General features: G+C 63.5%; 27 protein-coding genes. 10 read left to right on the forward strand and 17 right to left on the reverse strand.

What is annotated here, in order from left to right:
• Positions 1-3: 3 nt before the first annotated feature.
• From mtrA to CCICO_RS08890, 8 genes are all read right to left on the reverse strand, one after another.
• A complete protein-coding gene (gene mtrA / locus CCICO_RS08855) occupies positions 4-684 on the reverse strand; it encodes an MtrAB system response regulator MtrA (protein ID WP_018020128.1) in 681 nt (226 codons plus the stop codon).
• A 5-nt stretch (positions 685-689) separates the two neighbouring features.
• Positions 690-1,319: a dTMP kinase gene (locus CCICO_RS08860; protein ID WP_018020127.1), complete on the reverse strand. Its 630-nt coding sequence runs from the start codon at positions 1,317-1,319 to the stop codon at positions 690-692.
• Positions 1,319-1,672 (reverse strand): DUF4259 domain-containing protein, encoded by a 354-nt coding sequence (locus CCICO_RS08865; protein WP_026161521.1) that lies wholly within the window; start codon positions 1,670-1,672, stop codon positions 1,319-1,321. Before CCICO_RS08865 ends, CCICO_RS08860 begins: the two co-directional genes overlap by 1 nt.
• 752 nt (positions 1,673-2,424) lie before the next feature.
• Entirely contained in the window at positions 2,425-2,994 is a 570-nt protein-coding gene (locus CCICO_RS08870; RefSeq protein ID WP_018020125.1) for a hypothetical protein, read from the reverse strand.
• Positions 2,995-3,157: 163 nt separating this feature from the next.
• A complete protein-coding gene (gene manA, locus CCICO_RS08875; RefSeq protein ID WP_018020124.1) occupies positions 3,158-4,384 on the reverse strand; it encodes a mannose-6-phosphate isomerase, class I in 1,227 nt (408 codons plus the stop codon).
• Positions 4,385-4,470: 86 nt separating this feature from the next.
• Positions 4,471-5,460, reverse strand: coding sequence for a hypothetical protein (locus tag CCICO_RS08880; RefSeq protein ID WP_018020123.1), 990 nt, complete (start codon positions 5,458-5,460; stop codon positions 4,471-4,473).
• Between the two features lie 27 nt (positions 5,461-5,487).
• Positions 5,488-6,864 (reverse strand): phosphomannomutase/phosphoglucomutase, encoded by a 1,377-nt coding sequence (locus CCICO_RS08885; protein ID WP_018020122.1) that lies wholly within the window; start codon positions 6,862-6,864, stop codon positions 5,488-5,490.
• 93 nt (positions 6,865-6,957) lie between these two features.
• The gene (locus CCICO_RS08890; RefSeq protein ID WP_083878321.1) at positions 6,958-7,416 is read right to left on the reverse strand and encodes a DUF3499 domain-containing protein; all 459 of its coding nucleotides are present in this window, start codon (positions 7,414-7,416) and stop codon (positions 6,958-6,960) included.
• Positions 7,417-7,511: 95 nt separating this feature from the next.
• Between CCICO_RS08890 and CCICO_RS08895 the strand changes: the two genes are divergently transcribed.
• Entirely contained in the window at positions 7,512-7,979 is a 468-nt protein-coding gene (locus CCICO_RS08895; protein WP_018020120.1) for a metallopeptidase family protein, read from the forward strand.
• An 85-nt stretch (positions 7,980-8,064) separates the two neighbouring features.
• On the opposite strand, the gene CCICO_RS08900 is transcribed toward CCICO_RS08895, so the two are convergent.
• The 4 genes from CCICO_RS08900 to rfbD form a co-directional block, all read right to left on the reverse strand.
• On the reverse strand, positions 8,065-8,400 hold the full coding sequence (locus CCICO_RS08900; RefSeq protein ID WP_083878333.1) for a WhiB family transcriptional regulator: 336 nt from the start codon (positions 8,398-8,400) through the stop codon (positions 8,065-8,067).
• A gap of 472 nt (positions 8,401-8,872) precedes the next feature.
• A complete protein-coding gene (gene manB, locus CCICO_RS08905; protein WP_018020118.1) occupies positions 8,873-10,009 on the reverse strand; it encodes a mannose-1-phosphate guanylyltransferase in 1,137 nt (378 codons plus the stop codon).
• Positions 10,010-10,213: 204 nt separating this feature from the next.
• Positions 10,214-11,113, reverse strand: coding sequence for a glycosyltransferase family 2 protein (locus CCICO_RS08910; protein WP_018020117.1), 900 nt, complete (start codon positions 11,111-11,113; stop codon positions 10,214-10,216).
• Positions 11,110-11,988 (reverse strand): dTDP-4-dehydrorhamnose reductase, encoded by an 879-nt coding sequence (rfbD, locus tag CCICO_RS08915; RefSeq protein ID WP_018020116.1) that lies wholly within the window; start codon positions 11,986-11,988, stop codon positions 11,110-11,112. Before rfbD ends, CCICO_RS08910 begins: the two co-directional genes overlap by 4 nt.
• Before the next feature lie 178 nt (positions 11,989-12,166).
• Between rfbD and CCICO_RS08920 the strand changes: the two genes are divergently transcribed.
• The 7 genes from CCICO_RS08920 (at position 12,167) to CCICO_RS08950 (ending at position 19,293) form a co-directional block, all read left to right on the forward strand.
• On the forward strand, positions 12,167-13,768 hold the full coding sequence (locus CCICO_RS08920) for an LCP family protein (RefSeq protein WP_040357838.1): 1,602 nt from the start codon (positions 12,167-12,169) through the stop codon (positions 13,766-13,768).
• A 10-nt stretch (positions 13,769-13,778) separates the two neighbouring features.
• Positions 13,779-14,423: a TIGR03089 family protein gene (locus tag CCICO_RS08925; protein ID WP_018020114.1), complete on the forward strand. Its 645-nt coding sequence runs from the start codon at positions 13,779-13,781 to the stop codon at positions 14,421-14,423.
• An 80-nt stretch (positions 14,424-14,503) separates the two neighbouring features.
• Complete coding sequence (locus CCICO_RS08930) at positions 14,504-15,535, forward strand: ABC transporter ATP-binding protein (RefSeq protein WP_018020113.1); 1,032 nt, start codon at positions 14,504-14,506, stop codon at positions 15,533-15,535.
• A gap of 97 nt (positions 15,536-15,632) precedes the next feature.
• Positions 15,633-16,883, forward strand: a complete 1,251-nt coding sequence (locus CCICO_RS08935; protein WP_018020112.1) for an ABC transporter substrate-binding protein — start codon at positions 15,633-15,635, stop codon at positions 16,881-16,883.
• A gap of 212 nt (positions 16,884-17,095) precedes the next feature.
• On the forward strand, positions 17,096-18,133 hold the full coding sequence (locus tag CCICO_RS08940) for a carbohydrate ABC transporter permease (protein ID WP_018020111.1): 1,038 nt from the start codon (positions 17,096-17,098) through the stop codon (positions 18,131-18,133).
• Positions 18,130-18,951 (forward strand): carbohydrate ABC transporter permease, encoded by an 822-nt coding sequence (locus CCICO_RS08945; RefSeq protein ID WP_018020110.1) that lies wholly within the window; start codon positions 18,130-18,132, stop codon positions 18,949-18,951. The genes CCICO_RS08940 and CCICO_RS08945 overlap by 4 nt, the downstream gene beginning before the upstream one ends.
• 129 nt (positions 18,952-19,080) lie before the next feature.
• A complete protein-coding gene (locus tag CCICO_RS08950) occupies positions 19,081-19,293 on the forward strand; it encodes a hypothetical protein (protein WP_083878332.1) in 213 nt (70 codons plus the stop codon).
• Here CCICO_RS08950 and CCICO_RS08955 read toward each other — a convergent pair.
• The 5 genes from CCICO_RS08955 to CCICO_RS08975 form a co-directional block, all read right to left on the reverse strand.
• Positions 19,201-19,740 carry a YdcF family protein gene (locus tag CCICO_RS08955; RefSeq protein WP_018020109.1) on the reverse strand — a complete coding sequence of 180 codons (540 nt, stop codon included), beginning with the start codon at positions 19,738-19,740 and terminating at the stop codon, positions 19,201-19,203. The genes CCICO_RS08950 and CCICO_RS08955 overlap by 93 nt on opposite strands.
• Positions 19,737-20,234, reverse strand: a complete 498-nt coding sequence (gene purE, locus CCICO_RS08960) for a 5-(carboxyamino)imidazole ribonucleotide mutase (RefSeq protein WP_018020108.1) — start codon at positions 20,232-20,234, stop codon at positions 19,737-19,739. The genes CCICO_RS08955 and purE overlap by 4 nt, the downstream gene beginning before the upstream one ends.
• Before the next feature lie 45 nt (positions 20,235-20,279).
• On the reverse strand, positions 20,280-21,485 hold the full coding sequence (locus tag CCICO_RS08965; protein ID WP_425265823.1) for a 5-(carboxyamino)imidazole ribonucleotide synthase: 1,206 nt from the start codon (positions 21,483-21,485) through the stop codon (positions 20,280-20,282).
• Between the two features lie 63 nt (positions 21,486-21,548).
• Complete coding sequence (locus CCICO_RS08970) at positions 21,549-22,028, reverse strand: hypothetical protein (RefSeq protein WP_018020106.1); 480 nt, start codon at positions 22,026-22,028, stop codon at positions 21,549-21,551.
• 14 nt (positions 22,029-22,042) lie between these two features.
• Positions 22,043-22,837, reverse strand: a complete 795-nt coding sequence (locus CCICO_RS08975; protein ID WP_018020105.1) for a biotin--[acetyl-CoA-carboxylase] ligase — start codon at positions 22,835-22,837, stop codon at positions 22,043-22,045.
• A gap of 206 nt (positions 22,838-23,043) precedes the next feature.
• On the opposite strand from CCICO_RS08975, the gene CCICO_RS08980 reads away from it, so the two are divergent.
• Positions 23,044-24,669 (forward strand): acyl-CoA carboxylase subunit beta, encoded by a 1,626-nt coding sequence (locus CCICO_RS08980; protein WP_026161517.1) that lies wholly within the window; start codon positions 23,044-23,046, stop codon positions 24,667-24,669.
• Between the two features lie 181 nt (positions 24,670-24,850).
• Entirely contained in the window at positions 24,851-26,476 is a 1,626-nt protein-coding gene (locus tag CCICO_RS08985) for an acyl-CoA carboxylase subunit beta (RefSeq protein ID WP_018020103.1), read from the forward strand.
• The last annotated feature ends 37 nt before the right edge of the window (positions 26,477-26,513 follow it).

Below are 26,513 nucleotides of genomic sequence, written 5' to 3' on the forward strand. Positions count from 1 at the left end.
GTCTTACACTGCGCCGGTCTTATAACCGACACCGCGCACGGTCAGCACGATCTGCGGATTCTCGGGATTCTTTTCGATCTTGGCGCGCAGACGCTGAATGTGCACGTTCACCAAGCGGGTATCGGAGGCGTTGTGATAGCCCCACACCTTCTCCAGCAGTTCCTCGCGGGAGAGCACCTGGCCGGGCTTGCGGGCGAGCTCTGTCAGCAGATCAAACTCGATCGGAGTGAGCTGGGTTTCCTCCCCATCACGGGTGACGGAGTGGCTCGGGACATCGATCTTCAGCCCGCCGATCTCGAAGTGCTCACCGGGCTCGTCCTCGGTGCGACGCAGCCGAGCGCGGATACGCGCCACCAGCTCTTGGACCTTGAAGGGCTTATTCACATAGTCATCGGCCCCAGATTCCAAGCCAAGTACCACGTCGACGGTGTCGGTTTTAGCGGTGAGCATAATGATCGGCACGGTGGAGTTCTGGCGGATCGCACGGCAAATATCGATGCCGTTCATTCCCGGCAGCATGAGGTCCAGCAGCACCAGATCGGGCTGATGCTGCTCGAAAGCACTCACGGCTTCTGCCCCATCGAGAACCGGGATGGCTTGCAAGCCCTCGGTCTTGAGCACGAGGACCAGCATCTCAGAGATTGCGGGATCGTCATCAACGACGAGAATTTTCGGTGCACCCATAGTGTTTATACTTCCATACCTACAACATTCATGATGCGTTCAGCTGTTTTCTCCGGCGAATCCTGCGCGGAGGCTACGATCCACGGGCTGACCCATTCGGCCGCAGCGAGGCGTCGATAAGCGGCCGCCGTCCGCGTCTGCAGATCAGCGTCTCGCTCATAGGCATCGCGGGTGCGGTTCGCATCGTGAGCTTCGCGACGCCGCGCCCTATCCGCAGCCACCTCGACCGGTGTATCCAACAACACCTGCAGATCAGGCGCGGGCAGCGCGCAGGTGCCAAACTCGAGCTGACTGATCCACTCCACTGCAGACTCATCGTTCAACCGGGCCGACGTATAGGCGGCGTTAGAGGCCACATAGCGATCCAGTAGAAGCACCCGCTGGGGATCGGCCTGGGCGGCGCTGAGCTGCTCCACTACCTCGCGCCGGTCGAGGGCAAAGAGAGTAGCCATGCCATGGACCGAGGAGATGAGATCACCCATCTGCCCCTTGAGGGCGCGATCGGCGAGCTGGGCGTGAATCGAATCCGCATAGCGCGGGAAGGCCAGCACCTCTAGCCCAGTGATGCGCTGCTTAAGGGCAGTCACCAGGGTGTTTTTGCCAGCCCCGTCAATTCCTTCGACGGCAACCAGCATTAGTTGAGGGCCTCGAGGAAGACATCGATATCCATATCCTCCACCGAGTTCTCCAAGAGCTCGGCCGCGGTCTCGCGCAGTTCCTCGCTGCCTGCCCCGCTGAGCTCGCGGATGAAGGGATAGTCCTCCACCACCGCACCAGCGCTATACGGCGCGCCGGCCCAGATAGCGGCAATAGTAGCGGCCGCGAGCCCATTGCTGAGCTCGGCCTCGGATACCTCGGGTTGGCGGGCGGCGAGAGTGCAGGCATCGTCCACAGCCTCCACAATCTCTTCCTCGTCGAGGGTGGAGAGCTCATCGAGGAACTCCACGTTGACGTCCTCGGTGAAGATGCTTTCATCCCAGCTACTCATGTTGACCTCACTCACATGCTTCTTGGTTGACAGGTTCGTTATGCCGCCTCAGCGCCCCGCCACTGCCGAGGCGTGATGCATTACACATATAGCCCAGAGGCGCCCAGCCGGGCCATCGTTTCCGCCCCACCTACCTCGGGTGTGCCATCCCACCTCACCGGAGGGTAGGCGGCCGTGGTTACACCGTAGAAAAAGCGCGGCGACGGGCGCGTGTTTATCCCATATCTACCACGCCTAACGCCGCCGCAATACTCGTGGCCGCCATGGGATGTACACCGCGGCTCACAATGGCAACCCGCGGGTGGGAAAGGGCCCCCTTTGGCTGGGGCGGTGGCACCCTCGTCTGATGTCTGCACTGCCACCCGCCACCTCCGCCAGCGGCGACTCATTAGCACGGAACTCTTTTCACGGGGCCTTAAATCGTGTTATCGTCCTTGGCAAGTTATAGATTCGTTATATTTGCTTGATTGTGTTCCTTCGCAGCTCACGGAGCAGGAAAAGAGGTGAGTGATGGTTGATTCCGACCTCAAGCGGTTTTTCCTGTTCACCTCTGCTGGGCTTGCTATCGCCCTGATCGTGGGCGTGGGCGCATGGTGGCTATCTGCCCCCAACGCCAGCCGTGGCTCTAGCTCCGCCGAAACCCGTGGCGGGTATGTCTCCGTCAACGAGTCCGAGAGCGTGTCAAGCTCCGAGCCGTCCTCGGAGCCCTCCGACGAGCCTTCAAGGACGGAGGAGGACGATCCTAAGGAGTATCACGGCAGCACCTCACGGGTGACTCCGTTGCAGCCGGGTTCCGGCACCGCCCCGCAGGCCCCGAGCAGCTCCCGCACCTCTACCGTGCCGCCGACCAAGATCATTCGCCTGCCCAATACCGGCGAGCCGGGACCAAGCAGCACCCAGCAACAGCCCTCCGCGCCGAGCTCACCACAGGCCCCGAGTGTCACCAGCGAGGAGAGCACCCCTGTGAGCTCCCCGATCAGCAGCACACCAACGCGACCGCAGGATGGCACCTCTAGCCCAGAGAGCCCGAGCTCTCCGAGCAGCAGCGAGCCGGTGCCCACCAGCGCCCCCGATGCCCCGAAGGAGACCGCCCCCACGAGCTCGACGCCGAGCAGCGTGCACGTCGGTTCCTCGGAGACTGAGCCGAGCCCAAGCTCCACAGCGCCGAGCAGCAGCACGGAGCCCACTGCCACCCGCGAGGCCCCGAGCAGCGCCAGCTCCCGCCCGAGCAGCTCGGCCCCGTCCAGCTCCTCGCCGCGTACTTCGAGCCCGTCTAGTTCTTCGGCCCGCTCACCGGAGCCGGTGGAAGCCCCCAGCGTCACCAGCGCCGGCCCCACGGTCAGCTCACCGCGCAGCGTCCCCGCTCAGTAGCCTCGCCCCTACCCACGGCGATTGCCGCACACACCGCAGCTCCGCGTTTTTCTAGCACTACAGGCCCTCTCCCCTATGCGGGGAAAGGGCCTGTAGATGTATCTGCGGCTGCGTTTAGGCATAAGCCCAGAAGACCTGGGCCGCCTCCTCGGCAGTGAGAATCACGTTGCGGTCGCGCTCATCGAGCCACACCGCCTCGGTGGGGCCGATGCGCAGCTGCTCGCCGTTGGCGTTGGTGATCTCAACCTCGCCCGAGCTGCTCACCACGATGGTCGGCCCGTCGAGCTGAAGTTCGAGCGGCTCGGCGGTGGCGTCGATCGTGATGGCGGAAAGATTGAAATCCTCGATTGGAATGGGATAGCGGGTAATCTCTGCGCCCGCGCGCGTGTGCTGCTCTGCTGCCACGAAAGGATCGGCGAGCGGAGCGAAGCCAAGCACCTTCACCAGCTCGGGAACATCCACATGCTTGGTGGTGAGCCCGCCGCGCAACACATTATCGGAGTTGGCCATCACTTCCACGCCCACACCATGCAGGTAGGCATGAAGCGATCCCGCGCGCAGGTAGATAGCCTCGCCTGGGGCCAGTTGCACGTGGTTAAGCAGCAGGGCCCCCAGCACGCCAATGTCATTGGGATAACGCTCATTAATCGCCCGCACATTGTGCAGGGTGTGGGCGATCCACGGCTCTACCTGCTGCTCGTCGACGGCATCGATGGCTTCGATGAGGTGGCGGATCAGCTCCGCCCGCGCACCGGCGGGAATGGTAATCCAGGTGGTAAAGAGCGCCCGGAGGCGGTTTTCCTCTTCCCTCTCCCCCAGCGCCTGACCATCGTCGATCATGTGCAGGTAGCGATCCATCGCGGCGCAGTTGAGCTGGCGCAGCAGGCGGATGGTGTGCTCCAGCGGGCGGAATCCGGCCATGGCCTCAAAGTCGGACAGCGCCACCAGCACCTCGGGCTTGTGGTTATTGTCCTTATAGTTGCGCTGGGCCCCACTGACATCGATCCCGAGGGCATTTTCGCGCTCCCAGCCATCCTCAGCCTGCTGCTTGGACGGATGGGCCTGCAGGCTCAGGGGCTCGTCGGCTGCGAGAATTTTGACGAGGAAGGGCAGTCGGTTATCGAAGCGCTGCGCAATGCGCTTGCCCAGCCACGCGCTGGGGTCCTGGGCGATGAGTTCGCTCAGCGGCTTGCCATCCACCGTGGACGGAGAGGCCGGGTGCGCCCCGAACCACAGCTCGGCTATGGGATGCGGCGCGGGCGCCTGGTCCCCTTTCAACCGTGGGATGGCGGTGCGGGAGCCCCATGGATAGGCTCGCTCGATCCCCGCGAGACGGTGCATGTATTCTATGTCCTCCTTAGCGCGCGAATGTCAACGCGCGCTTGAAAGCGGCCCATGCCGGTGCACATGCCAGCCGTCGCGTCCACTTATCCTGTGGCGCAGCTGGCTGCCCACGCGCGAGCGATGAGCCTTAAGCCTGGTGCAAGTGCCTCGGTGGCGCCCTCGTGCGCGCCCCCGAGTGGCAGCGCGCCGGCAGTGTCTGCCGAATGAGTATCGCAGGATTCGCAGCGCGCTTCAACGGGCATCACAAGCTCGGCCGTGGGGCCGAGTGCCCAAACAACAACCTTCGAGGTTAGCATCACCGGCGGCTCGTCAAGGAATGGGTCATAGAAGATGTCTTCGCCCGTACTGGGGGCAGCCTCGGCGTGGAGGTGGTAATCCTGCGCCGATAGCGCGCTGTGCTGTCCGCCGGCGCGATTAAAAAGTGCAGCGATGAGGGCAGTGAATTCCTCGGTTCCCTCTTTGGCGGCCACATGCACCACGGGGGTGGTGTGCACATATTCGGCGAGCGCCCGCGCGGGATTGACCACCGCCTCGCGCTCGGGGTGGCAGGCGGCTAGCTCCTCGTCCACCTCGTCGGCCACGCAATCGAGAATCTCCGCCACCCCAGCTGGAGCCATGCGCAGCCCAAGGACGCAGGCTGCGAGCACGGCGATGGTTCGCGCTGGGGAGTTCTGGGCTACGGCGGGCAACGCCGGCAGTCCCGTAACTCCCGTTTCTTCGGCGGTATAGGAGGCATATGGGCTGATGAGCGTGCACACGCAGCCGCGGGCGTGGGCCGTGCTGGCGGCGGCATAAGCCTGGGGCTCATGGCGATCATCGCCAGTGATGATGACTACGTCCATCGCCCCGGCGTAGCGAGGTAGCTCGGCGTGGCACACCACCGGCACCGATACATCGGGCAATAGCGCCAGCCCGGCCCGCACCACACAACGATAAAAGTGGTCAGGAGCCACCACGATGATCGATCGCGGCGAGGTACTCAGCTGAAGCTGCCCCTCGCGCACCGCACTGGCGATGGCGCGAATTTGGGCGCCTTCGTGGGCGAGATCGAAGAGCTCGTGGTGATTAGGCATGAGGCGCGCCCCTTTGGGTGAGATGAGTTAGGCGCGAATGATGCCGAGAATCTCGGTGACGAGTTCCTGCACATCGGCCTCGGTGGGTGCCTCCACGTTGAGCCGCAGCAGCGGCTCGGTATTGGAGGCGCGAACGTTAAACCACGCGGGAGTGCCTGCGAGCTCCACGGTCACGCCATCGAGGCGGTCAATGGATTCCGTGCGGTCGGCGAAGGCCTCCACCACTGCTTCTCGACGCTCTTCTTGCTGCTGCGCATTCTCCAACACGGAGTTAATCTCCCCGGAGGCGGCATAGCGGGTGTAGCGGGCCATCAGCTCCGACAGGGGGCCGTCCTGCTCCCCCAAGGCGGCGAGGACGTGCAAAGCGGCCAGCATGCCGGAATCGGCGTTGAAGAAGTCGGTGAAGTAGTAGTGCGCGGAGTGCTCGCCGCCGAACTTGGCGCCGGTATCGGCCATGGTCTTTTTGATAAAGGAGTGGCCCACTCGGGTGCGCTCGGCGGTGCCGCCGTTTTCGGCGATAATCTCCGGCACGCTCTTTGAGGTGATGAGATTGTGGATGATCGTGGCCCCGGGGTGCTCAGCGAGGGTGCGCTCCGCGATGAGGGCGCAGATCGCCGAGGGGCTGACCGGCTGGCCTTTCTCATCGACCACGAAGCAGCGGTCTGCATCGCCGTCGAAGGCCAAGCCCACGTCCGCACCGGTGTCCACCACGAAGCGCTGCAGATCCTCAAGGTTCTTCGGATCCAAGGGATTGGCCTCGTGGTTGGGGAAGGTGCCGTCGAGCTCGAAGTAGAGATCCTTCACCTCAACTGGGGTTTCGGCAAACACCGCCGGTGCCGTCAGACCCGCCATGCCATTGGCGGCGTCGATAGCAACCCGCAGCGGCCGGATGGCAGAGATATCTACCAGGTTCTTGAGATAGTCCACATAGCCCTCGAGTACGTCGCGGCTTTCGGTGCAGCCGGGTTGGCCGTCGAAAAGCGGCACGCCCTCGATGAGCATGTCGGTGATATCGGCCAACCCGGTCTCCTGCCCCACGGGCTTTGCCCCGGAGCGGCACAGCTTGATGCCGTTGTACTGGGCGGGATTGTGGCTAGCGGTGAACATTGCTCCCGCGCACTCCAGCACGCCCGAGGCGTAGTAGAGCTCATCGGTGGAGGCAAGACCCAGCTGGATCACGTCCACCCCCTGAGAGGCGGCGCCATCAGCAAAAGTTTGGGAAAGCTCCGGGGAGCTGGGGCGCATGTCGTGGCCGATGGCCAACAGGCGAGAGCCTTCGCCATAGATGAGGCGGCCGAAGGCGGCGCCGGTGTCATACATAAATTCCGCGTCGATGCTCTCACCGACCACCCCACGGATATCGTAGGCCTTCACTACAGCATGGACTGCCTCTGGCGAGCGCATAAAAGTTCTTTCCTTTGCGGGCACGTAGATCTACAGGTTCACACAAACGTACCCACAACTATAACCTGCCGCTACAGCGCCGAGTCCGTGCGCTTAGGATTCCTCGTCCTCAGCAGGAACGATATACAAATGACGCTTGCCCACCGCACCCTTCGGGCGATCCTGGTGGCTGCGCGCGGGGTGGCGGCGGTTTTCCGCATCGCGGGCGCGCTGCTGCGCCTCAGCCCGGGTAGTGGAGCCGGTTTCGCTCAAGGGCGAGCGCGGGACCAGACCGGAGGCATTCTTACCCACCTCCCGCACGGCCTCGGCGAGAGCGGTGAGGTGCTCGTCATCATCGTGCAGCCCCGTATCGATGCCATCGACGCGCAGCATCTCCCAGCCCAAGGGGGCGGTGATGCGGGCAGCGTGATCGGCGCACAAATCCCAGCTATGGGGCTCATTGCGGGCAGCGAGGGGCCCCACCACGGCGGTGGACTCCGCGTAGGCGTAGGTCAGCGTTGCCACGGCAGGCTTGCCGCAGCCAGGACGGGAACAACGACGAAATTGGCTCACGACCCAAAAGTCTAGACTGTTAGTCAAGGTTTAGACAGTCCTAGGCGGCTGTGCCTCACCCATCTGCCCGCCCAAGCGGCTTAAGGTGAGTAGCTATGAGCACCCTTCCTGCCCGCCTGAACTCCCGCGATCGTCGAGGTCGTGGGGTGCGCGGCCCCCTGATGCCCGCGGCTTTGCCCCGCTTTGTCAGCCGCAGTGAAGATTTTGATCGCGCCGTCCTTCGAGCCTATGCCCCCATTCAGGCCCGCTTTGCCGCCGAGCTGGACCATCTCGACATCGCCATCGACATGATCCCGCGCATGCGATTGCGCACAGACCTCACGATCTTGCCCGACGATATCGCCTCCGATGGTCCCGTGCCCTTGGGGCGTGTCATCTCAGCCGGGGTGGACCGCTATGGCAACCCCACGCGGCCGCGCATCGTGCTCTTCCGCAAACCGATAGAGCTGCGCGCCCCGGACCCCAGCGACCGCGCCGAGCTTCTCGGCACCGTGCTGGTGGCATTGGTGGCATCGTTTCTCAACGTAGCCCCCACCGATATTGATCCCAGCTTCGAACTCTAAGGGCACCACCCCAGCCCCAGTCCCCCAGGTAGCGAAAAAACCTAGACCCTTCATAAGGTCTAGGTTCCTGTTATTGAGGACAGCTCTAGCCGAGCTGCTTCTTCAAGCGACGGCGCTCACGTTCGGAGAGCCCGCCCCAGATACCGAAGCGCTCATCGTGCAGCAGCGCGTATTCCAAGCATTCATCGCGCACTCCGCAGGCCTTGCAGATGCGCTTGGCCTCACGGGTGGAGCCTCCCTTTTCGGGGAAGAATGCCTCCGGATCGGTTTGGGCGCACAGCGCCTGGTCGTGCCATTCCTGCTCGACGGCTCCGAAGAGGTCATCAAAACTGAGTTCACCGTAGGAGGACTCCGCCGCTGCGGAGCGGGTGGTGGCGTCTCCGTGATCCCGCGTACCAGCATCGGAGTAATCACCGTCAATGCTGCTGACCACGAGATGATCGGCCTTATTTTCCACGTCAAGCCCCCTTTCTTTGCCGGCGTGATCTCTTTGCTTCTTCCTCGGCGCGTCTTAGGCGCGGCCCGCACTGCTATCTCTCACTAGATCAGTCCGACAGTATTCGGGGTGGGGCATTCCACGATGCATACGTGCGTGGGAATGTCCTGCTCCTCACCCACCGCAGAGGTGGGATTTTGACTCCGGCTAGCGAGAGGGAATGCGAGCCAGTTACACACTTGTGATTACACACGTGGGCCTAGATATCGTCAAGCCGCTCACGCCATCCGTGGATGAAATTGCACAAATTCGCTGGATAGTCGCCACATTTGTCACAACATTCACAAACCCCCAGCCTTGGGGGTGAGGCATGGGGGTACTACATATAGATGTTGGCGGCCATATATGCGATCACGCCGCCGCGGGATGTCGCGGCGGGCACCGGCGGCACGAGACTTTAGGCGTCCGTCGAGAAACGAATCCCGCCGTCCGGAATGGAGACCCCCGGCCAAATGCGCATCCCGCCGCGCAATTCACAGCGCGCACCCAAGGTGGCACCATCGCCCACGATGGCATCGTGAATATGGGTGTTGGGGCCAATGTGCACTCCGGCGCCGATGATGGAATTGGAGATGATCGCGCCCGGCTCGATGGTGGCGCCATCGAAGACCACAGTGGCATCGAGGCGAGAGCCGGCGCCGATCTCGGTGCCACGGCCCACTACCGTGCCGCCGAGCAGCAGCACCCCATCGCGCACCGCGGCGGAGGGCGCCACCACCGACTCACCGGTACGCCCCGCCAGCAACGGCGAGGGAGCGATTCCGCGCACCAGATCGGAGGAGCCCCGCACGAAGTCCTCCGGGGTGCCCATATCGCGCCAGTAGGAGTTGTCCACGTAGGAGAAGACGCGGCAATCATCCTCGAGCAGGCGGGGGAAGGTTTCGCGCTCCACCGAGACGTTGCGATTCGCGGGAATCGTCTCAATTACCGAACGAGAGAACACATAGGCGCCAGCGTTGATCTGATCGGTCGGCGGATCCTGGGTCTTTTCCAAAAACTCCACCACGCGCCCCTCGCTATCGGTGGTGACACACCCATAGGAACGAGGATCGGCCACGCGCACCAGATGCAACGTGACATCCGCCTGATTGGCGGCGTGGGTATCCAGCAGCGCCCCGAGGTCAGCGCCACCGAGCACATCGCCGTTGAACACAAGCGCGGTGTCATAGCGCAGCTTCTCCAGCACGTTGCGAATACCTCCGCCGGTGCCGAGGGCCTCTTCCTCCACCACATAGTCGATCTCAAGGCCAAACTCGGAGCCATCGCCGAAGTAGGACTCGAACACCTCAGCCTTGTAGGAGGTGGAAAGAACGATGTGGGTCATGCCGGCCTGCTTGATACGGGCCAGCAGGTGCTGCAGGAAAGGCACACCAGCAGTGGGAAGCATGGGCTTCGGTGTGTTCACCGTCAGCGGGCGCAGGCGGGTGCCCTTGCCGCCGACCAGGATCACGGCATCTACCTCGCGCGGCGGCACCTCGGTGCCCTCGGTCAGGGTCGTCGACGCCGGATCGAATGTGTGGGGTGAGCTCATCATCGAGTGCTTCTTTACCTTACTTGTCTCAATCGTCCCGCCCTCGTCTAAGGCGAGGGCAGCACGCAGGGGTGAGCCGCAGCCATAAACAGTGGCGCTTTCCTTGTAATGTAGCCCAGCCCGCGGGCGCGACGGTCGCGGCACGCCCACGCGCCACAGCGAATATCGGTGGTGATGTTCACAAGCGCCGCCCCCACCAGCAGCCGGCTAGCGTGTCGCGCTGCGGCGGGCTCGCGCGACGGCAAGCACTTCCCGCAACTTCAGCCCAGTTCGCAGGGCTAGGCGCAGCGGCAGGTGATAGATCTTGGGGTAACGATCGGCCTGAAAGCGATAGGCGGATTCGTGGTGAGCGGGCAGCAGCTTGCCGGGGTCTCGATCAGCCACATGCCCCTTGGCATGGGTGATGATCGCGGCGGGTTCAAAGACGTTGTCGTAGCCGGCGCGGCCTAGGCGGTCGCCAAGATCCACGTCCTCCATATACATGAAGTAGCGCTCGTCGAAGCCTCCGATAGCGTCGAAGGCCTCCCAGTTCAGCAGCAGGCAGGAGCCAGACAGCCACCCCGCGGTGTGGGCGGTGGCCATATCGGCGTCGTTGCGATAGGCGCGCGACCATGGGTTGTTTTTCCACACCCCGCCGAGCAGGGCGTGGCCAATGCCAAGCCCCAGGGTGGGCACGGCACGCGCCGAAGGATAGGCGGAGCCATCTGGTTCCTTAATATATGGCCCCACCGAGCCCACCTCGCCCTGCCAGGTGGCCGCAGTCTCTACCAGCTTGTCGATACTGCCGGGACTAAACACCACATCGGGGTTGACCACGAGCAGATAGCGCGGATCCACCTCGCCGGCCGCGCGAGCCTCCTGAAGATGACGGGCGGCAATATTAATGGCATGCCCATAGCCCACGTTGCCCCCGGTGGGCAGGAACTCCGCGCACTCATAGTCACGCGCCGCCGCCTCGGGGGCGCCATCGCGGGAGCCGTTGTCTGCCATGATCACCCGCACCGGCCGAGTGGTGGCTGCGGGTATGGAATCGAGGAAATCCCGCAGGTAGCTGCCCGGGGAGTAGGTGACGGTGATGATGGCTAGAGCATTGGTATCCACAATCACCCCATGCTACCGCTCACAGCGCGGCGCACCCCGCTGCGCCACTCCGGCAGCGGCGCCAATCCCGCCTCCCGCCAGGCTGTGCTCGCCAGCGCCGAGTTGTTTGGCCGACGCGCCGGCCGCGGATAGGCATCAGAACCCACTGGCTGCACCCGCGCTGGATCGGCGCCGAGGCAGCGAAAAACCTCCCGAGCGAGCGTGCACCACGTGACAGGATCCCCGCCGCCCACACCGTGCAACACCCCGGGCAGTGGATGGCCCTGTTCATGCTTATCGACGATCTCCCACAGCCCCCGTGCCAAATCGATCACGAAAGTCGGGTTACCCCACTGGTCGTCGACCACGGTGAGCGTGTCGTGCTCACGCTCCAAGCGCATCATGGTGGACACGAAGTCCTGGGCCTCGGGCAGCACCTCGCCGGAAAACACCCAGGCGGTGCGCACCACGCAGGCGGTCGCGCCCGAGGCGGCTAGGGCCCGCTCGCCGGCCAGTTTGCTGCGCCCGTACACCGTCTCTGGGTGGCAGGGCGCGTCCTCGGTGGCCGGCTGCGGGGCTGGGGCTGCTCCGGCACCCATCACATAATCAGTGCTCACGTGCAGCACGTAGGCCCCGGTTCGGGCGGCATGCTCACCGAGCAGCTGCGGCCCGCGGGCATTAACGGCCTCGGCGAGCTCTGGCTGCCCCTCCGCGCCGTCGACATCTGTGAAGGCGGCGGTGTTGATGATGAGGTCGGCGTCGATAAGCGCACACTGCCGCGCGGAGGTGATGTCCAGCTCACTACGGCGAAGCCAGGTGATCTGATCGCGGCGCTCGGGAGGGCAGGTGAGGCTGAGGGCACGGCCGAGTTGTCCTCCCGCGCCGGTGACAGTGATACGCATGATGGTCCTTCGCTACCGCAGGCGGCGTCTAGGAATTGTTGGGGCTTTGTCACTAGACTCTCATATGCTATCGGCGCGGCGGGCATAACTATGGCCCTGCCGCGCCCACCACCACACGCGGACCTGCCGTGTGCGGAGAAGAGAAATCGTGCGCCACAGTCAGGAGCGTGTAGCAGTAGTGTCAGGCTCGAATCGTCAACGCCACGTCCGCGATATCAGCCCCGCCCCCAAGGCGGGAGTGGACCTGCACCAGGCCGGGCCCAAAGGCTGGCGCGCCGTGGTGGCAGTGCTCTCGGTGGTGGTGCTGGCTATCAGCGGCCTCGGCTACTTTTCCGTGGGGCGCATCGGCTCCGATGTGGCCAGCGCCGGCAACCTCGCACTCGGCCAAGGCTCGGACACTCCCAACGATGGCGCCACCGACATCCTGCTGGTGGGCTCCGACTCCCGCACCGACGCCCAAGGTAACTCGCTCTCCCCCGAAGAAATCGACATGCTTCACGCCGGTGACGAGGAAAATGACAACACCGACACCATCATGGTGGTGCGCGTGCCCTCCGATGGTTCCTCCGCCACCGCCATCTCGATCCCGCGCGATACCTATATTCATGATGGCGAATTCGGCAACCTCAAGATCAACGGTGTCTTCGCCGCCCACAAAGCCAAAGCCACCGAGAAGCTCAACAGCGAGGGCGTGACCGATCCCCAACAGATCGCCCGCGAATCCAAGGACGCAGGCCGCAAGGGGCTGATCAACGCCATCGCTGAACTCACCGGCATCACCGTGGACCACTACGCCGAGGTGGGCCTGCTCGGCTTCGTGCTGCTCACCGACGCCGTGGGCGGAGTGGACGTGTGCCTTAACGAGGCCACCTACGATGAGTTCTCCGGCGCTGATTTCCCAGCGGGGCGCCAAACCCTCAGCGGTAAGGAAGCCCTGGCCTTCGTGCGCCAGCGCCACGGCCTGCCCCGCGGCGACCTCGACCGCATCGTTCGTCAGCAGGCCTACATGGCCTCGCTGGTCCAAACCGCCCTGGAGGCAAACACGCTCACCAGCCCCTCCAAGCTGAACCAGATGGGCGATGCCGTGACCCGCTCGGTGATTATCGACGAGGACTGGGACATCATGAGCTTCGCCACCCAGCTTCAGGATCTCGCCGGCGGCAACGTGCTCTTCGAAACGATCCCCGTCACCAGCATCGACGGCGTGGGCGATTATGGCGAGTCCGTGGTCACCGTGGATCTCAAAGAGGTGCACGACTACTTCGATCGACTCCTCAACCGTGGCGATGAAAACAAGAAGGACGATAAGAAGGACCACGACGCCCCCAAGGACGGCGATACCCCTGACGCCTCCGGCGCTAACAGCACCGGACCCAGCGCGATCACGGACGTCACCGTGCTCAACGCCACCGGCACCGCCGGATTGGCCGCCCAGGTGGGCGGGGCGTTGAAGAATGACGGCTACACCATGGGCGAAATCGGCAACGCCCCCGCCGGGTTGTACACCTACTCCCAAGTGGTGGCCGCCGATCCCCAGGACCCTGCCGCCCAGGCTCTCGCCGAGCAGCTCGGCGGGGTACCCGTCACCGCCTCCCCGAGCCTGAACCCGGGCAGCGTGGTGGTGGTTGTGCACGATGATTACATCGGCCCGAAGGACGAAAACGCCTCGTTGGACACCGAGTCCACCGAGGTCATCGGCGAGCCCGGCACCCAGTTGGAAGAGTCCCAGCTCTCCCCCACCCTCGATGCCGGCGGCGACGGCCCCCGCTGTGTGAACTAGGTTGGGGTGTATGCTCACGCTTTTCGACGCTCACCGCCACGCCCCCAGCGCTCCCGTGTTGACCTTCTATGACGACAGCCGCGGATTCCGCATGGATTTTTCGGCGCTCACCCTAGACAATTGGGCCTCGAAGATGGGCAACTTCCTCATCGAGGAGCTCGAACTCACCCCCGGCGAGCACATCGCCATGGATGTCGATAGCTCGTGGCAACGGCTGGTGCTGCTGCTGGGAGCGGCCGCAGCCCAGATCAGTGTGGTCGACGCGGCCGATCCGCAGGCTGAGGTTCTATGCCAAGAGTCCACCCGCCTCGATCCTGCCGAGCAACGCGAGCTGGTGGCTGTGACCATCGACGGCTTCGGCCGCTCTGCCGCCGAGTGCGGCATCGATATCGGCGATGCGATCGATCTCGGCGCGGAGGTGCGCCTGCACGACGATCACTTCCCACACCCCACCCAACCCTTGGGACAGCTTTACCCAGAAGGCATGGCGGCCCGGGTGCTGCTGCGCGGAGAGCAGCCCGATGCGGATGAGCGCGCACTCGCCGCGATTGGTGCTGGGGGAAGTGCTGTGGTGGTGGCCGGCGAAGCATCTGCTGAGCGTCTCGCGGAGATCGCCGCGGCCGAGAAGGCCTTGCTCGATCCCGCCGAGTCTTAAGCCGCCGCATCAACTGGTGTCTCCGCCCCCGCCCCTGCTTAGCCCTCCCCCGCTTGCCTGCAGCCTTTAGGATGTAGGCCATGGCTTCTGTGCGTTTTCATGATGTCTCCATCACCTACCCCGGCGCGACCCGCCCCTCGGTGAACCATCTCGATCTCGAGATCGCCGATGGCGAGTTCCTCGTGTTGGTGGGCCCCTCGGGCTGCGGCAAGTCCACTACCCTGCGGGCCTTGGCCGGGTTGGAGGCGACCAGCTCCGGCTCCATTTTTATCGGCGAGACCGATGTGACCACCATGGATCCGGCCGAGCGCGATATTGCCATGGTGTTTCAAAACTATGCCCTCTACCCCACTATGACCGTGCGGGAGAATATGGGTTTTTCACTCAAACTGGCCAAAAAGAGCAAGGCGGACATCACTGAGCGCGTAGAGCGGGCCGCCCGGGTGCTCGATCTGGACGGACTGCTGGACCGGCGCCCCAAGGATCTCTCTGGTGGCCAGCGCCAGCGGGTAGCCATGGGGCGCGCGATCGTGCGCGAGCCACAGGTATTTCTCATGGACGAGCCGCTATCGAACCTCGACGCCAAACTGCGTGTACAGACCCGCAGCCAGCTCTCCTCCCTGCAACGTGAGCTTGGCACCACCACCGTCTACGTCACCCACGACCAAGTGGAGGCAATGACGATGGCCGATAGGGTGGCGGTGCTCAACGAGGGCCAGCTGCAGCAGGTGGCCAGCCCGCAGGAGCTCTACTCCAACCCCGCCAATGCTTTTGTGGCTGGGTTTATCGGTTCGCCGTCGATGAACCTCATCGAGGTCTCTGATGCCCAGCACGGGCGGGTGCTGCTGGGCGTGCGCCCCGAGAATGTGCATGTGGCCGATCCGGATGCGCCCCGCACGGGCCGCTGGGCGCCGGTGGAGATCGTGGTGGACTTGGTGGAGGCATTGGGCTCCACTAGCTATCTCTACGGGCACCTGCCCGCGAGCCCCGAAGTGCGCCTAGCGGTGCGCCACGATGGTCGCCCCCTCGAGCGCGGCAGCACACTCACCGTGGAGATGGACCTTTCCCAGGCCCACTACTTCGATGTGGAGACTGGCGTACGCGTCACATAGCCCTCTTTAGGGGTGATCGGATGCACAAGTCCCACGAAGCGTGGGGGTGGGTCACTACATTTGAGGGAAGTTGTTCATAGTACGCAAGGAGTTTTATATGTCGACTTCCCGCAGATCCACCGCCGCTGTTCTCGCGGCCACCGCGTTGGCTTTCACCGCGTGTTCCTCCGACGGTGGTAGCGCCGAAGCCCCCGAGGTGGACAACGCCGATGGTCGTGGCCCCATCACCTTCGCGATGGGTAAGAATGACACCGATAAGATCACGCCCATTATCGAGGCATGGAATGCCGAGCACCCAGATGAGCAGGTCACCCTCTCCGAGCTGGCCGGTGAATCCGATGCGCAGCGTGACACCTTGGTGCAGTCGCTGCAGGCCGGTAATTCGGATTTCGATGTGATGGCCTTGGACGTGGTGTGGACCGCGGACTTCGCCGCCAACCAGTGGCTGGCCCCGCTCACCGATGACCTCGAGGTGGACACCGATGGCCTGCTGGAGGCCACCGTGGAATCCGCCACTTACGGCGACACCCTCTACGCCCTGCCGCAGAACACCAATGCTCAGTTGCTCTACCGCAACACCGAGCTGGTCAAGGACGCCCCAGAGACGTGGGAGGATCTCACCAACTCCTGCGAGGATGTCTCCGACAAGGACTGCCTGACCCTCCAGCTCAAGGAGTATGAGGGCCTGACAGTGAATACCTCCGCCTTCATCCACGGCTGGGGCGGCGAGGTGCTCAACGATGACGGCACCCCCGCGGTGGACTCCGAAGATGCCCGCGCCGGGCTGCAGGCGATGGTGGAGGCCTATGACAACGGCGTGATCGCCAAGAACGCCCTGGCCACCACTGAGGAGGAGACCAACCTGGCCTTCACCGAGGGCAAGACCGCCTACGCGGTGAACTGGCCATACATGTACCGCAACGCCGAGGACTCGGAGGCCACCTCCGGCAAGTTCGAGGTGCAGCCGCTGGTGGCGAAGGACGGCGTGGGCGTGTCCGCTCTCGGCGGCTACAACAACGCCATCAACATCCACTCCGAGCACAAGGCCACCGCGAAGGACTTCATGGAGTTCATCATCTCCGAGGAGAACCAGAAGAGCTTCGCCGAGAACTCCTTCCCGCCGGTGCTGGCCTCCATCTACGATGACGAGGATCTGGTGGACGAGTTCCCCTACCTGCCCGCTCTGAAGGAGTCTCTGGAAAACGCCAAGCCGCGCCCGGTGACCCCCTTCTACACCGCGGTGTCTAAGGCCATCCAGAACAATGCCACTGCCGCGTTGAAGGGTGATGCCACCGTGGACGAGGCCACCGAGTCGATGGCTGAGGCCATCACCAACGCCTCGCGCTAAACACCTGGTGCCCGTCACCTGAAACCCCACCGCCCCTCTGTTCATGTGGGGCGGTGGGTTTTCTGCGCTTATCGACGCCACCTCCCGCCACCGCTTTACTCTCCTTCGCGGGGGCAGCGTCGCTTCGCTGAGACGCAGCTGGCACTACATTAAGTAAAGAGCACCGAAGAATGCTCCACTGCACCCGAGCCCAAGGAAGCGAGTAGTAGCTGATGGAAAGGTTGAAGCAACGGCGGCACGCCGCGATCCTTATCGCGCCGGCCATGACCGTGCTGGCGATCGTGATCGGCTATCCGATCGTGCGCGCCATCTGGTTGTCGTTTCAGCAGGATAAGAGACTCGACCCCACCACGGGAGTATTCGTTGATGGCGGATTCGCCGGTGTCGACCATTACCTATACTGGCTCACCCAACGCTGCATGCAGCCTAATGGCACCGTCAGCACCTGCCCGTCCGGGGTTATCGCCTCCGACTTCTGGCCGGCGGTATGGGTGACTCTCTTTTTCACGGTGGTAGCCGTGAGCATCGAGGTGGTGCTGGGCATGTGGATGGCCATCGTGATGAACCGCGAGTTCAAGGGTCGCGCCCTACTGCGTGCCGCGGTACTCATCCCGTGGGCGATCCCGACCGCCGTAACGGCAAAGCTCTGGCAGTTCATCTTCGCCCCGCACGGGGTGGTCAATTCCCTGCTCGGCCACGATATCGCGTGGACCACCGATCCTTGGGCGGCGCGCTTCGCCGTGATCGTGGCCGACGTGTGGAAAACCACCCCCTTTATGGCGTTGCTCATCTTGGCTGGGCTGCAGATGATCCCGAAGGACGTCTACGAGGCAGCCAAGGTAGATGGGGCAAGCACCTGGCAGATTTTCACCCGCATCACCCTGCCGCTGGTGCGCCCCGCGCTCATGGTGGCGGTACTCTTCCGCACCCTCGACACCCTGCGCATGTACGACCTGCCAGTGATCATGATCTCCGCCTCCTCTAACGCGCCCACAGCCACCATCTCCCAGCTGGTGGTGGAGGATCTGCGCCAAAATAACTTCAACTCCGCCTCGGCGCTATCCACGTTGATCTTCCTGCTCATCTTCGCCGTCGCCTTCATCATGATTCGCTTCCTGGGTGCCGACGTGAACCGCGGCGCCACCGCTGCACAACAACGCAGCGACGACGATGAACACGACCTTCCCTCCTCCACCGTGGCGCTGCCCACGGTGAGCGCCCCGCTGCAGTTGAAGGAGACCAGCCGATGAAAGCTCTACGCAACTACCTAGGCGTCATTCTGATTCTGGTGTGGGGGCTAGCCCCCTTCTACTGGATGCTCGTGACGGCACTGCGCGATAGCGCCCACACCTTCGACACCACCCCGTGGCCCACGCACGTCACCGGCGATAACTTCCGCGATGCACTCGCCACCGATAAGGGCAACGACTTCCTCGCCGCCATCGGCAACTCGCTGATCATTGGTGTGGTCACCACCGCGCTGGCCGTGCTGGTGGGCGTGTTCACCGCCTATGCCCTCGCCCGGCTCGACTTTCCCGCCAAGGGATTTGTCACCGGCATCGTGCTAGCCGCCTCCATGTTCCCTGGCATCGCGCTGGTGACTCCGCTATTCCAGCTCTTCGGCGATCTCGGCTGGATCGGCACCTACCGCGCGCTGATCATCCCCAACATCTCCTTCGCGCTGCCGCTGACGATCTACACTCTCGTATCCTTCTTCCAGCAGCTGCCCTGGGAGCTGGAAGAGGCCGCCCGCGTCGACGGCGCCAGCAGAGGACAGGCATTCCGCACGGTGTTATTGCCCTTGGCGGCACCGGCGCTATTTACCACCGCCATTCTTGCCTTCATCGCCACATGGAATGAGTTCATGCTGGCCAAGCAGCTCTCCACCACCAGCACTGAACCGGTGACGGTGGCCATTGCTCGCTTCTCTGGCCCCTCGGCCTTCGAATACCCTTACGCCTCCATCATGGCCGCAGGCGCGCTTGTGACAGTGCCGCTCGTGATCATGGTGCTGGTTTTCCAACGCCGCATCGTGGCCGGCCTCACCGCCGGTGGCGTCAAGGGCTAGCACGCCGAGGGGCGCGTGGCGATCGAGGTGGCGTCGTCACGCATGCTCACAGCACTGCTCTGCCCTGTAGGATGAGCACAGATCTTCAGCGTGCTAGGAAGGAGCTCCACTGTGGCGCAGTCGGGCGAAATGAAGCGCAAGAAATTGGTGTGGGAGTGCCTCGTCGGTTTCTGTGGCACCTTCGCCGCCCTCGCCGTCGCGCAGGCCGTGGCCAACCTTTTACGCCCCGAACCTCTCGTGTGGCCAGCGCTACTGGCCCTTGTCCTCGTGATTGCCACCGTGACGCTGTGGCGCAGCGGTCAAAACAGGTTTGAGCTTCCGCCAGACGATCCGCAGCGCTGAGTGCCCCAGCGCCCCTGCTTCCCGCAGACACAGCCACAGCACCTCCGGACAGGGAGTGGGAGCGCCAATGGTCTCGACCTCGTAAGCGTGGTGCCACGCCCACAACCGGATGCGTGGCACGTGAAAACGATTAGACACCACCACATAGCGGATATCGTCTCGCCCATAATGCCGGCGCAGAAGCTCGCGCGCGTTCTCTAAATTCTCATTGGTCGATTCTGCCCGCTCCTCCAGCAGGATCAACTCGCGATCGATACCGCGATCGGCCAGCCACCGCGCCATCACAGGAGCTTCCCCACGGCCGGTGACCACCACTACATCGCCCCGTTCTAGCGCCTCGCGGCTAGGGCCGCAGGCCGCCCGCAGCCGCATCTCGAGGGGACGCCGCGGCTGCGCGTGCTCCACACTGGCCCCCAAAACCACCACGGGCCGCGGCTTCGCGCTCACCCGAGCAGCTTCTTCTGCAAGGCGCGGTCCTTTTCCAGCACCTCGTTTTTCATCGTCTCCTGGTAGTCCGCCATCTTCTGCACCAAGGCATCATCCCCAGCAGAGAGCACCCGAACAGCCAGCAGTCCTGCGTTCTTCGCCCCACCGATCGAGACCGTAGCCACCGGCACACCGGCGGGCATCTGCACGATCGACAGCAAGGAATCCATGCCGTCGAGATCCTTCAGCGCCCGCGGAATACCGATCACCGGCAAGGGCGTGGCCGCAGCCACCATGCCCGGCAAGTGAGCGGCCCCACCAGCGCAGGCGATAATGCACTTCAGCCCCCTCGTGTGGGCCTCGCGAGCATAATCCAGCATGCGCTCCGGGGTGCGGTGCGCCGACACCACACCCACCTCGAAGGGCACCTGAAACTCCGCCAAGATCTCGGCGGCAGGCTCCACAGTGGGCCAATCCGAGTCCGAGCCCATGATGATTCCAACGACTGGCTGCATAGTTTCTCCTTCGCTACCGACGCCTCTTATTAATGGGCGTATCGTTTAAGGCCATTGTGCATGAACCATGAAATAGGCGGCGGCCTGGGCCTCGGCGCGCAAGAGCTCCACATCCTGCTCACCGCTGATATTCACATGGCCGATCTTGCGGCCCGGCCGATGCCCCTTGCCATAGAGATGGATCTTGGCGTGTGGATAGCGCGCCCACACCTCCTTCTGCCGCTCCGCCCAGCTCAGTTCTGGATCAGTGTCGCCGCCGAAAATATTGGCCATCACGGTATGGGCGGCAGTGGGGGTAGTAGCCCCCAGCGGCATATCCGCGACCGCGCGCAGATGCTGCTCGAACTGGCTGGTCACACAGCCATCCTGGGTCCAGTGACCAGTGTTGTGAGGACGCATCGCCAATTCATTGACAAAAATCTCCCCCTCCGTGGTCTCGAACAGCTCGACCGCCAGCACTCCTGTCACACCCAAGGTTTCTGCCACCCGGCGCGCCATCGCGGCGGTGCGCTCCTCCACGGCTTCTTCCAGGCCTGGGGCAGGCGCCACGGCGAGCGCACACACCCCGTTGTCCTGCACTGACTCCACCACCGGCCAGCTCACACACTCCCCCGAAGGGCGGCGCGCCACCATGGCAGAGAGTTCGCGGTGCAAGTTCACCTTGGTTTCTGCCATGAGCTCAATGCCTTGGCCGTGTAGGTCGTCGACCAATTCGAGAAGCTCCTGCTCTCCTTGGGGAAACCACACGCCCTTGCCGTCATAGCCGCCGCGGCGAGCCTTCACGCACACCGCGCCCTGCACGCGGGCGTAGAAATCTCGAGCATCCTGGGCGGAGTCGATCGCAGCGAAAGCGGGGACGGGAGCACCCAGCTCGCTGAGGTGCTGGCGCTGGAGCAGCTTATCTTGGGCATAGACCAACGCCTCAGGCCGGGGCTGGATATTTACCCCCTCCGCGATGAGGGTGTGCTGATGCTCATTGGGCACGTGCTCGTGATCGAAGGTGACCACATCCGCGCCAGCACACACCCCGCGCAGATCATCCAGATCGGTGTAGTCCCCTACCACCACATCGTGCGCCACTTGGGCGGCCGAGGAGTCCGGCCGCGAGGCCAGCACGCGTAAGGATTGCCCCAACTCGATGGCCGCTGTCTGCATCATGCGGGCCAGCTGGCCATCGCCGATCACGGCAACGATCGGCACTCCGGGGGCGTGGGCTGGATGGTGGTCACATACGGGCTGCTCTGTACTCACGCATACATAGTGTAGGAGCTCACATCTGCAGTTGGGTATTTAGCCCACGGTCAGCGATACCCCCTAGCGGCGCTGCGCCACCACGGAATTAATAGCCTGGACCGCCTGCTTTGCTTTCGGCACCCCATGAAAGACCATCGGCTGCGGCTGGCCCGCCACCTCGAGGACCACGGCGCCGCGTTGCTTGCTAGCGCGGTAGATGTAGCTCATGCCAATCGACTGCGCACGCCCCCTCAAGAAAGGCCCCCGCACCACCACGCGCTGGGTGGTCACCTTAAATTGGCGCCGCCGAGCACGCACCACTGGCAGCACAAAACGCCACAGCACCAGCACCACCCATAGCAGGAGTACAAGCCCGCGGGTTTCGGCCGGGAAGTAGCCCACGTGCTCATAGCCGGGGCTGCCGGGCAGGCGGTCGAAGAAGCCAATGGCGATCCATGCCAGGCCTGTCCACGCCACCAGTTCGAGCGCGGGGAAGGTAAGCCCTGTCACCGGGGTGGTGGCGTCGAAAAGGCAGCGCTCGCGGTTGTCCACAATGGTCATAGTGGCCTCACAGCCTAGCGCTTCAACCGCAGGTGCTCCACATCCCCAGCGGAGAGCTCGTGCAGCTGCCCAGTAGTATCGCGTACCTGGATTCGGCCATCATCGGCCACCGCCGTGCACTCGCCCTCCAGCACGTGAGTTTCACTCAGATGCACCCGCACCTGCTGCCCAATCGAGCTACACGCCCGGCGATAGGCCTCCATGGGGCTTGTCACCCCTGCCGCCCACTGGCCCAGGCGGTGGTGCAGCGCCAACAGAATATCGCCTGTGAGCTCGGTGCGGTCCACCGTATAGCCCTCGAGCTCCAGCGAGGTCGCGTGCGGCACGGGCAGCTCCTCCGCAGTGAGCGAAACATTCAAGCCGAGGCCCATCACCAGCGCGGGCTCATCGCCTAAAGACACCGCTTCGCCAAGGATGCCGCACAGCTTCTTGCCGTTTAACAACACATCGTTGGGCCATTTCAACTGGGCGGTGATGTCGTGCTCGTGGAGGGCATCGATGAGCGCAAGCCCTGTCATCAGCGGCATGGTGCCGAGCCGGGCGAGGGCCGAGCCGTGCGGACGAAACAGCACAGACAGAGTGACCTGCGAATAAGGCGGGGTCACCCACACTCGGTTCTTGCGCCCCTTGCCAGCCGTTTGAGATTCCGTGACCGCCGCGGACCACGTGGGCGCGCCCTCAGTGGCGGCCTTGGCAAGATCCGCGTTAGTTGAGCCGGTCTCTTCCGTGTAATAGAGGTGCGTGAAAGGCCCGTGGCCGACGACCCGCTGGTGGAGTCGGGCCGTATCAATCGGTCTGCGCTCGTTCATAACCCCTAAGAGTAGTCGCTGCGCCCCGCGCTGCCGCTGGGTTGATGCTCACACCGGCGTGCGGCTTGGGGGTGCTGGAGCGATGGGGCGTGCTGGAGCGATGGGGCGTGCTGGAGCCGGCAAAAAATGTGAGCCCGATCAAAAAGTTCGCCGACATGCCCGAAATTTCTAGACACAAAACAAAGAATGCTCTACTATCCCCAAACATGACAATTTCCTCACCTTTCCGCACTGAGACTCTGCCCGACCCCAATCGGCGCCCCACCACCGCCGAGAAGATCGCCACCTTGAAGCAGCTGCGCTCCGAGGCCGCCACCCCCATGGGCACGCGTCCCATTGAGAAACGGCACGACCAAGGCCGGCTCACCGCGCGGGAACGCTTGGACTTCCTTCTGGATGAAACCTCCTTCGTGGAGACCGACCAGCTGGCACGCCACCGCACCCACGAGTTCGGCATGCATGCTCGCCGCCCCCTCACCGATGGCATCGTTACCGGCTGGGGCACGATCGATGGCCGCGAGGTCTGCGTCTTCTCTCAGGATGCTGCTGTCTTCGGCGGCGCCCTCGGAGAGGTCTACGGCGAGAAGATGATCAAAATCATGGAGCTCGCCGCCGCCACCGGCCGCCCCCTCATCGGCCTCTACGAGGGAGCCGGTGCCCGCATCCAAGACGGCGCGGTGTCGCTGGATCTGATCGCGCAGACCTTCTATCACAATGTGCAGGCCTCTGGCGTGGTGCCGCAGATCTCTGTCATCATGGGCGCCTGCGCGGGTGGAAACGCCTATTCCCCAGCCCTCACCGATTTTGTGGTGATGGTGGATGAAAGCTCCAAGATGTTCGTCACCGGACCGGACGTGATTAAGACGGTCACCGGCGAGCTCATCACCCAAGAGGAGCTGGGTGGCGCCTCCACTCACATGGCCACCGCCGGCAACACCCATTACACCGCCAGCTCAGACGAGGACGCCCTCGAATGGGTCCAGGATCTACTGCGCTATCTGCCGAACAACAACCGCGACCAGGCCCCGTTGGAGGAGCCGGTGGATCTGGCGGAGCTACCCAGCGTGGAGGAGCTGGCGCTGGATTCCATCATCCCCGACTCCCCCAGCGTGCCCTACGATGTGCGTGACGTGATCGCCGCACTCACCGACGACGCGGATTATTTCGAAATCCAGGCCGACCGAGCCGAGAATGTCGTCACCGCCTTCGGGCACGTTGATGGCCGTCCGGTGGGTTTCGTGGCCAATCAGCCCCTACACTTCGCCGGCTGCCTGGACATCGATTCTTCCGAGAAGGCCGCCCGCTTCGTGCGTACCTGCGATAGCTTCAATATCCCCATTGTGATGCTGGTGGATGTGCCCGGCTTCCTGCCCGGCGCGGCGCAGGAGTATGGCGGAATTTTGCGCCGCGGCGCCAAGCTGCTCTACGCCTATGGCGAGGCCACCGTACCGAAGATCACCGTGACGATGCGCAAGGCCTACGGCGGCGCCTACTGCGTGATGGGGTCGAAGGGGCTCGGCGCGGATGTGAACCTGGCGTGGCCGACCGCCGAGATCGCCGTCATGGGCGCGGCTGGCGCGGTGGGCTTCATCTACCGCAAGGAGCTGGCCGCGGCCGCTGCCGAGGGCAAGGATGTGGCCGCCCTCATCGAATCGTACGAACGCGAGTACAACGACCACTTCCTCACCCCCTATCAGGCTGCCGAGCGCGGGCTTATCGACGCCGTCATCTTGCCTTCCGAAACCCGGGAATCCATCATCCGCAACCTGCGCTTGCTGCGGTCGAAGGTGGAACACCGCCACGCCCGTAAGCACGGCAATATCCCGCTGTAGCCCTAGGCCCAGCCGCACCGCGGCCCCACCTCATCTCAGGCCAATACCCACCTTGCTGTGAGATGAGGTGGCAGTTTTTCTGCAGGAAGCTACCCCCGTTTACGTGGATTTTTTGGATGAAAATTGGATTGCAGGCTGCTTTGGACAACATTGTGGCCTTCGGCACCTAAACTTAGGAACTATGACTGCCGCACAGACTCCGGGCGATACCATGCCCGACGTAAACACGACCGCAGGTAAGCTCGCCGATCTGCGAGCACGCCTGGCTGAAACCCAAGCCCCCATGGGCCCTGCTTCTGTGGAGAAGGTCCATGAGGCAGGCAAGAAGACCGCTCGTGAGCGCATCGAGTACTTGCTCGATGACGGCTCCTTTGTGGAGATCGACGCCCTCGCCCGGCACCGCTCCAAGAACTTCGGCCTAGACGCTAAGCGTCCCGTGACCGACGGTGTGGTTACCGGTTATGGCACCATCGACGGCCGCAAGGTGTGCGTATTCTCCCAAGATGGCGCTGTGTTCGGCGGCGCCTTGGGCGAGGTCTATGGCGAGAAGATCGTCAAGATCATGGATATGGCCATTAAGACTGGCGTGCCGATCATCGGCATCAACGAGGGTGCGGGTGCGCGCATCCAAGAGGGCGTGGTTTCCCTCGGCCTCTATTCGAAGATCTTCTTCCGTAACACCCAGGCCTCCGGCGTGATCCCGCAGATCTCGCTGATCATGGGCGCCTGTGCCGGCGGCCACGTCTACTCCCCGGCTCTGACGGACTTCATCGTCATGGTGGATAAGACCTCCAAGATGTTCATCACCGGCCCCTCGGTGATCAAGACCGTCACCGGTGAGGAAGTTACCCAAGAAGAGCTGGGTGGCGCTTCCACCCACATGTCCACCTCCGGTACCTCCCACTACACCGGCGCTGATGATGCAGACGCCCTCGACTGGGTGCGTGAGCTCATCGGCTTCCTCCCGCAGAACAACCGCGATGAGGCTCCGCGCGTGGAAGCCGAAATCATGGAAGGCTCCATCCAGGACAACATCAATGAGTCGGATCTGGAGCTGGACACCCTCATTCCGGATTCCCCGAACCAGCCTTATGACATGAAGGATGTCATCACCCGCATCATCGACGATGGTGACTTCCTCGAGATCCAGGAAAACTACGCCGAGAACATCATTATCGGCTTCGGTCGCGTCGAGGGCCGCTCGGTGGGCATCGTGGCTAACCAGCCGATGCAGTTCGCCGGCTGCTTGGACATCAAGGCCTCGGAGAAGGCCGCCCGCTTCGTGCGCACCTGCGACGCCTTCAACATCCCGATCATCGAGTTCGTGGACGTGCCCGGCTTCCTGCCCGGCACCAACCAGGAGTACGACGGCATCATCCGCCGCGGCGCCAAGCTGCTCTACGCCTACTGCGAGGCCACGGTGGGCAAGATCACCGTGATCACCCGCAAGTCCTATGGCGGCGCTTACTGCGTGATGGGCGGCAAGGAGATGGGCGCGGACATCGTGCTCGCATGGCCCACCGCCCAGATCGCAGTGATGGGCGCCTCCGGCGCCGTGGGCTTCATCTACCGCAAGGAACTCAAGGCCGCCGCCAAGGAGGGCAAGGACGTTCAGGAGTTGATGAAGGAATACGAGGCCGAGTACGATCGCGAACTCGTTAACCCCTACATGGCCGCCGAGCGTGGCTTCGTGGACGCCGTAATTCCGCCGTCCGAGACCCGCGGCCAGATCATCGAGGGCCTGCGTCTGCTCGACCGCAAGGTTGTCAGCGTTCCCGCCAAGAAGCACGGCAACATCCCGCTCTAAGCAGGCGAGCGAGCGCGAGCCCACGAGAAGTTAAAGA

It is taken from the genome of Corynebacterium ciconiae DSM 44920 (assembly GCF_030440575.1).
Classification (GTDB): Bacteria; Actinomycetota; Actinomycetes; order Mycobacteriales; family Mycobacteriaceae; genus Corynebacterium; species Corynebacterium ciconiae.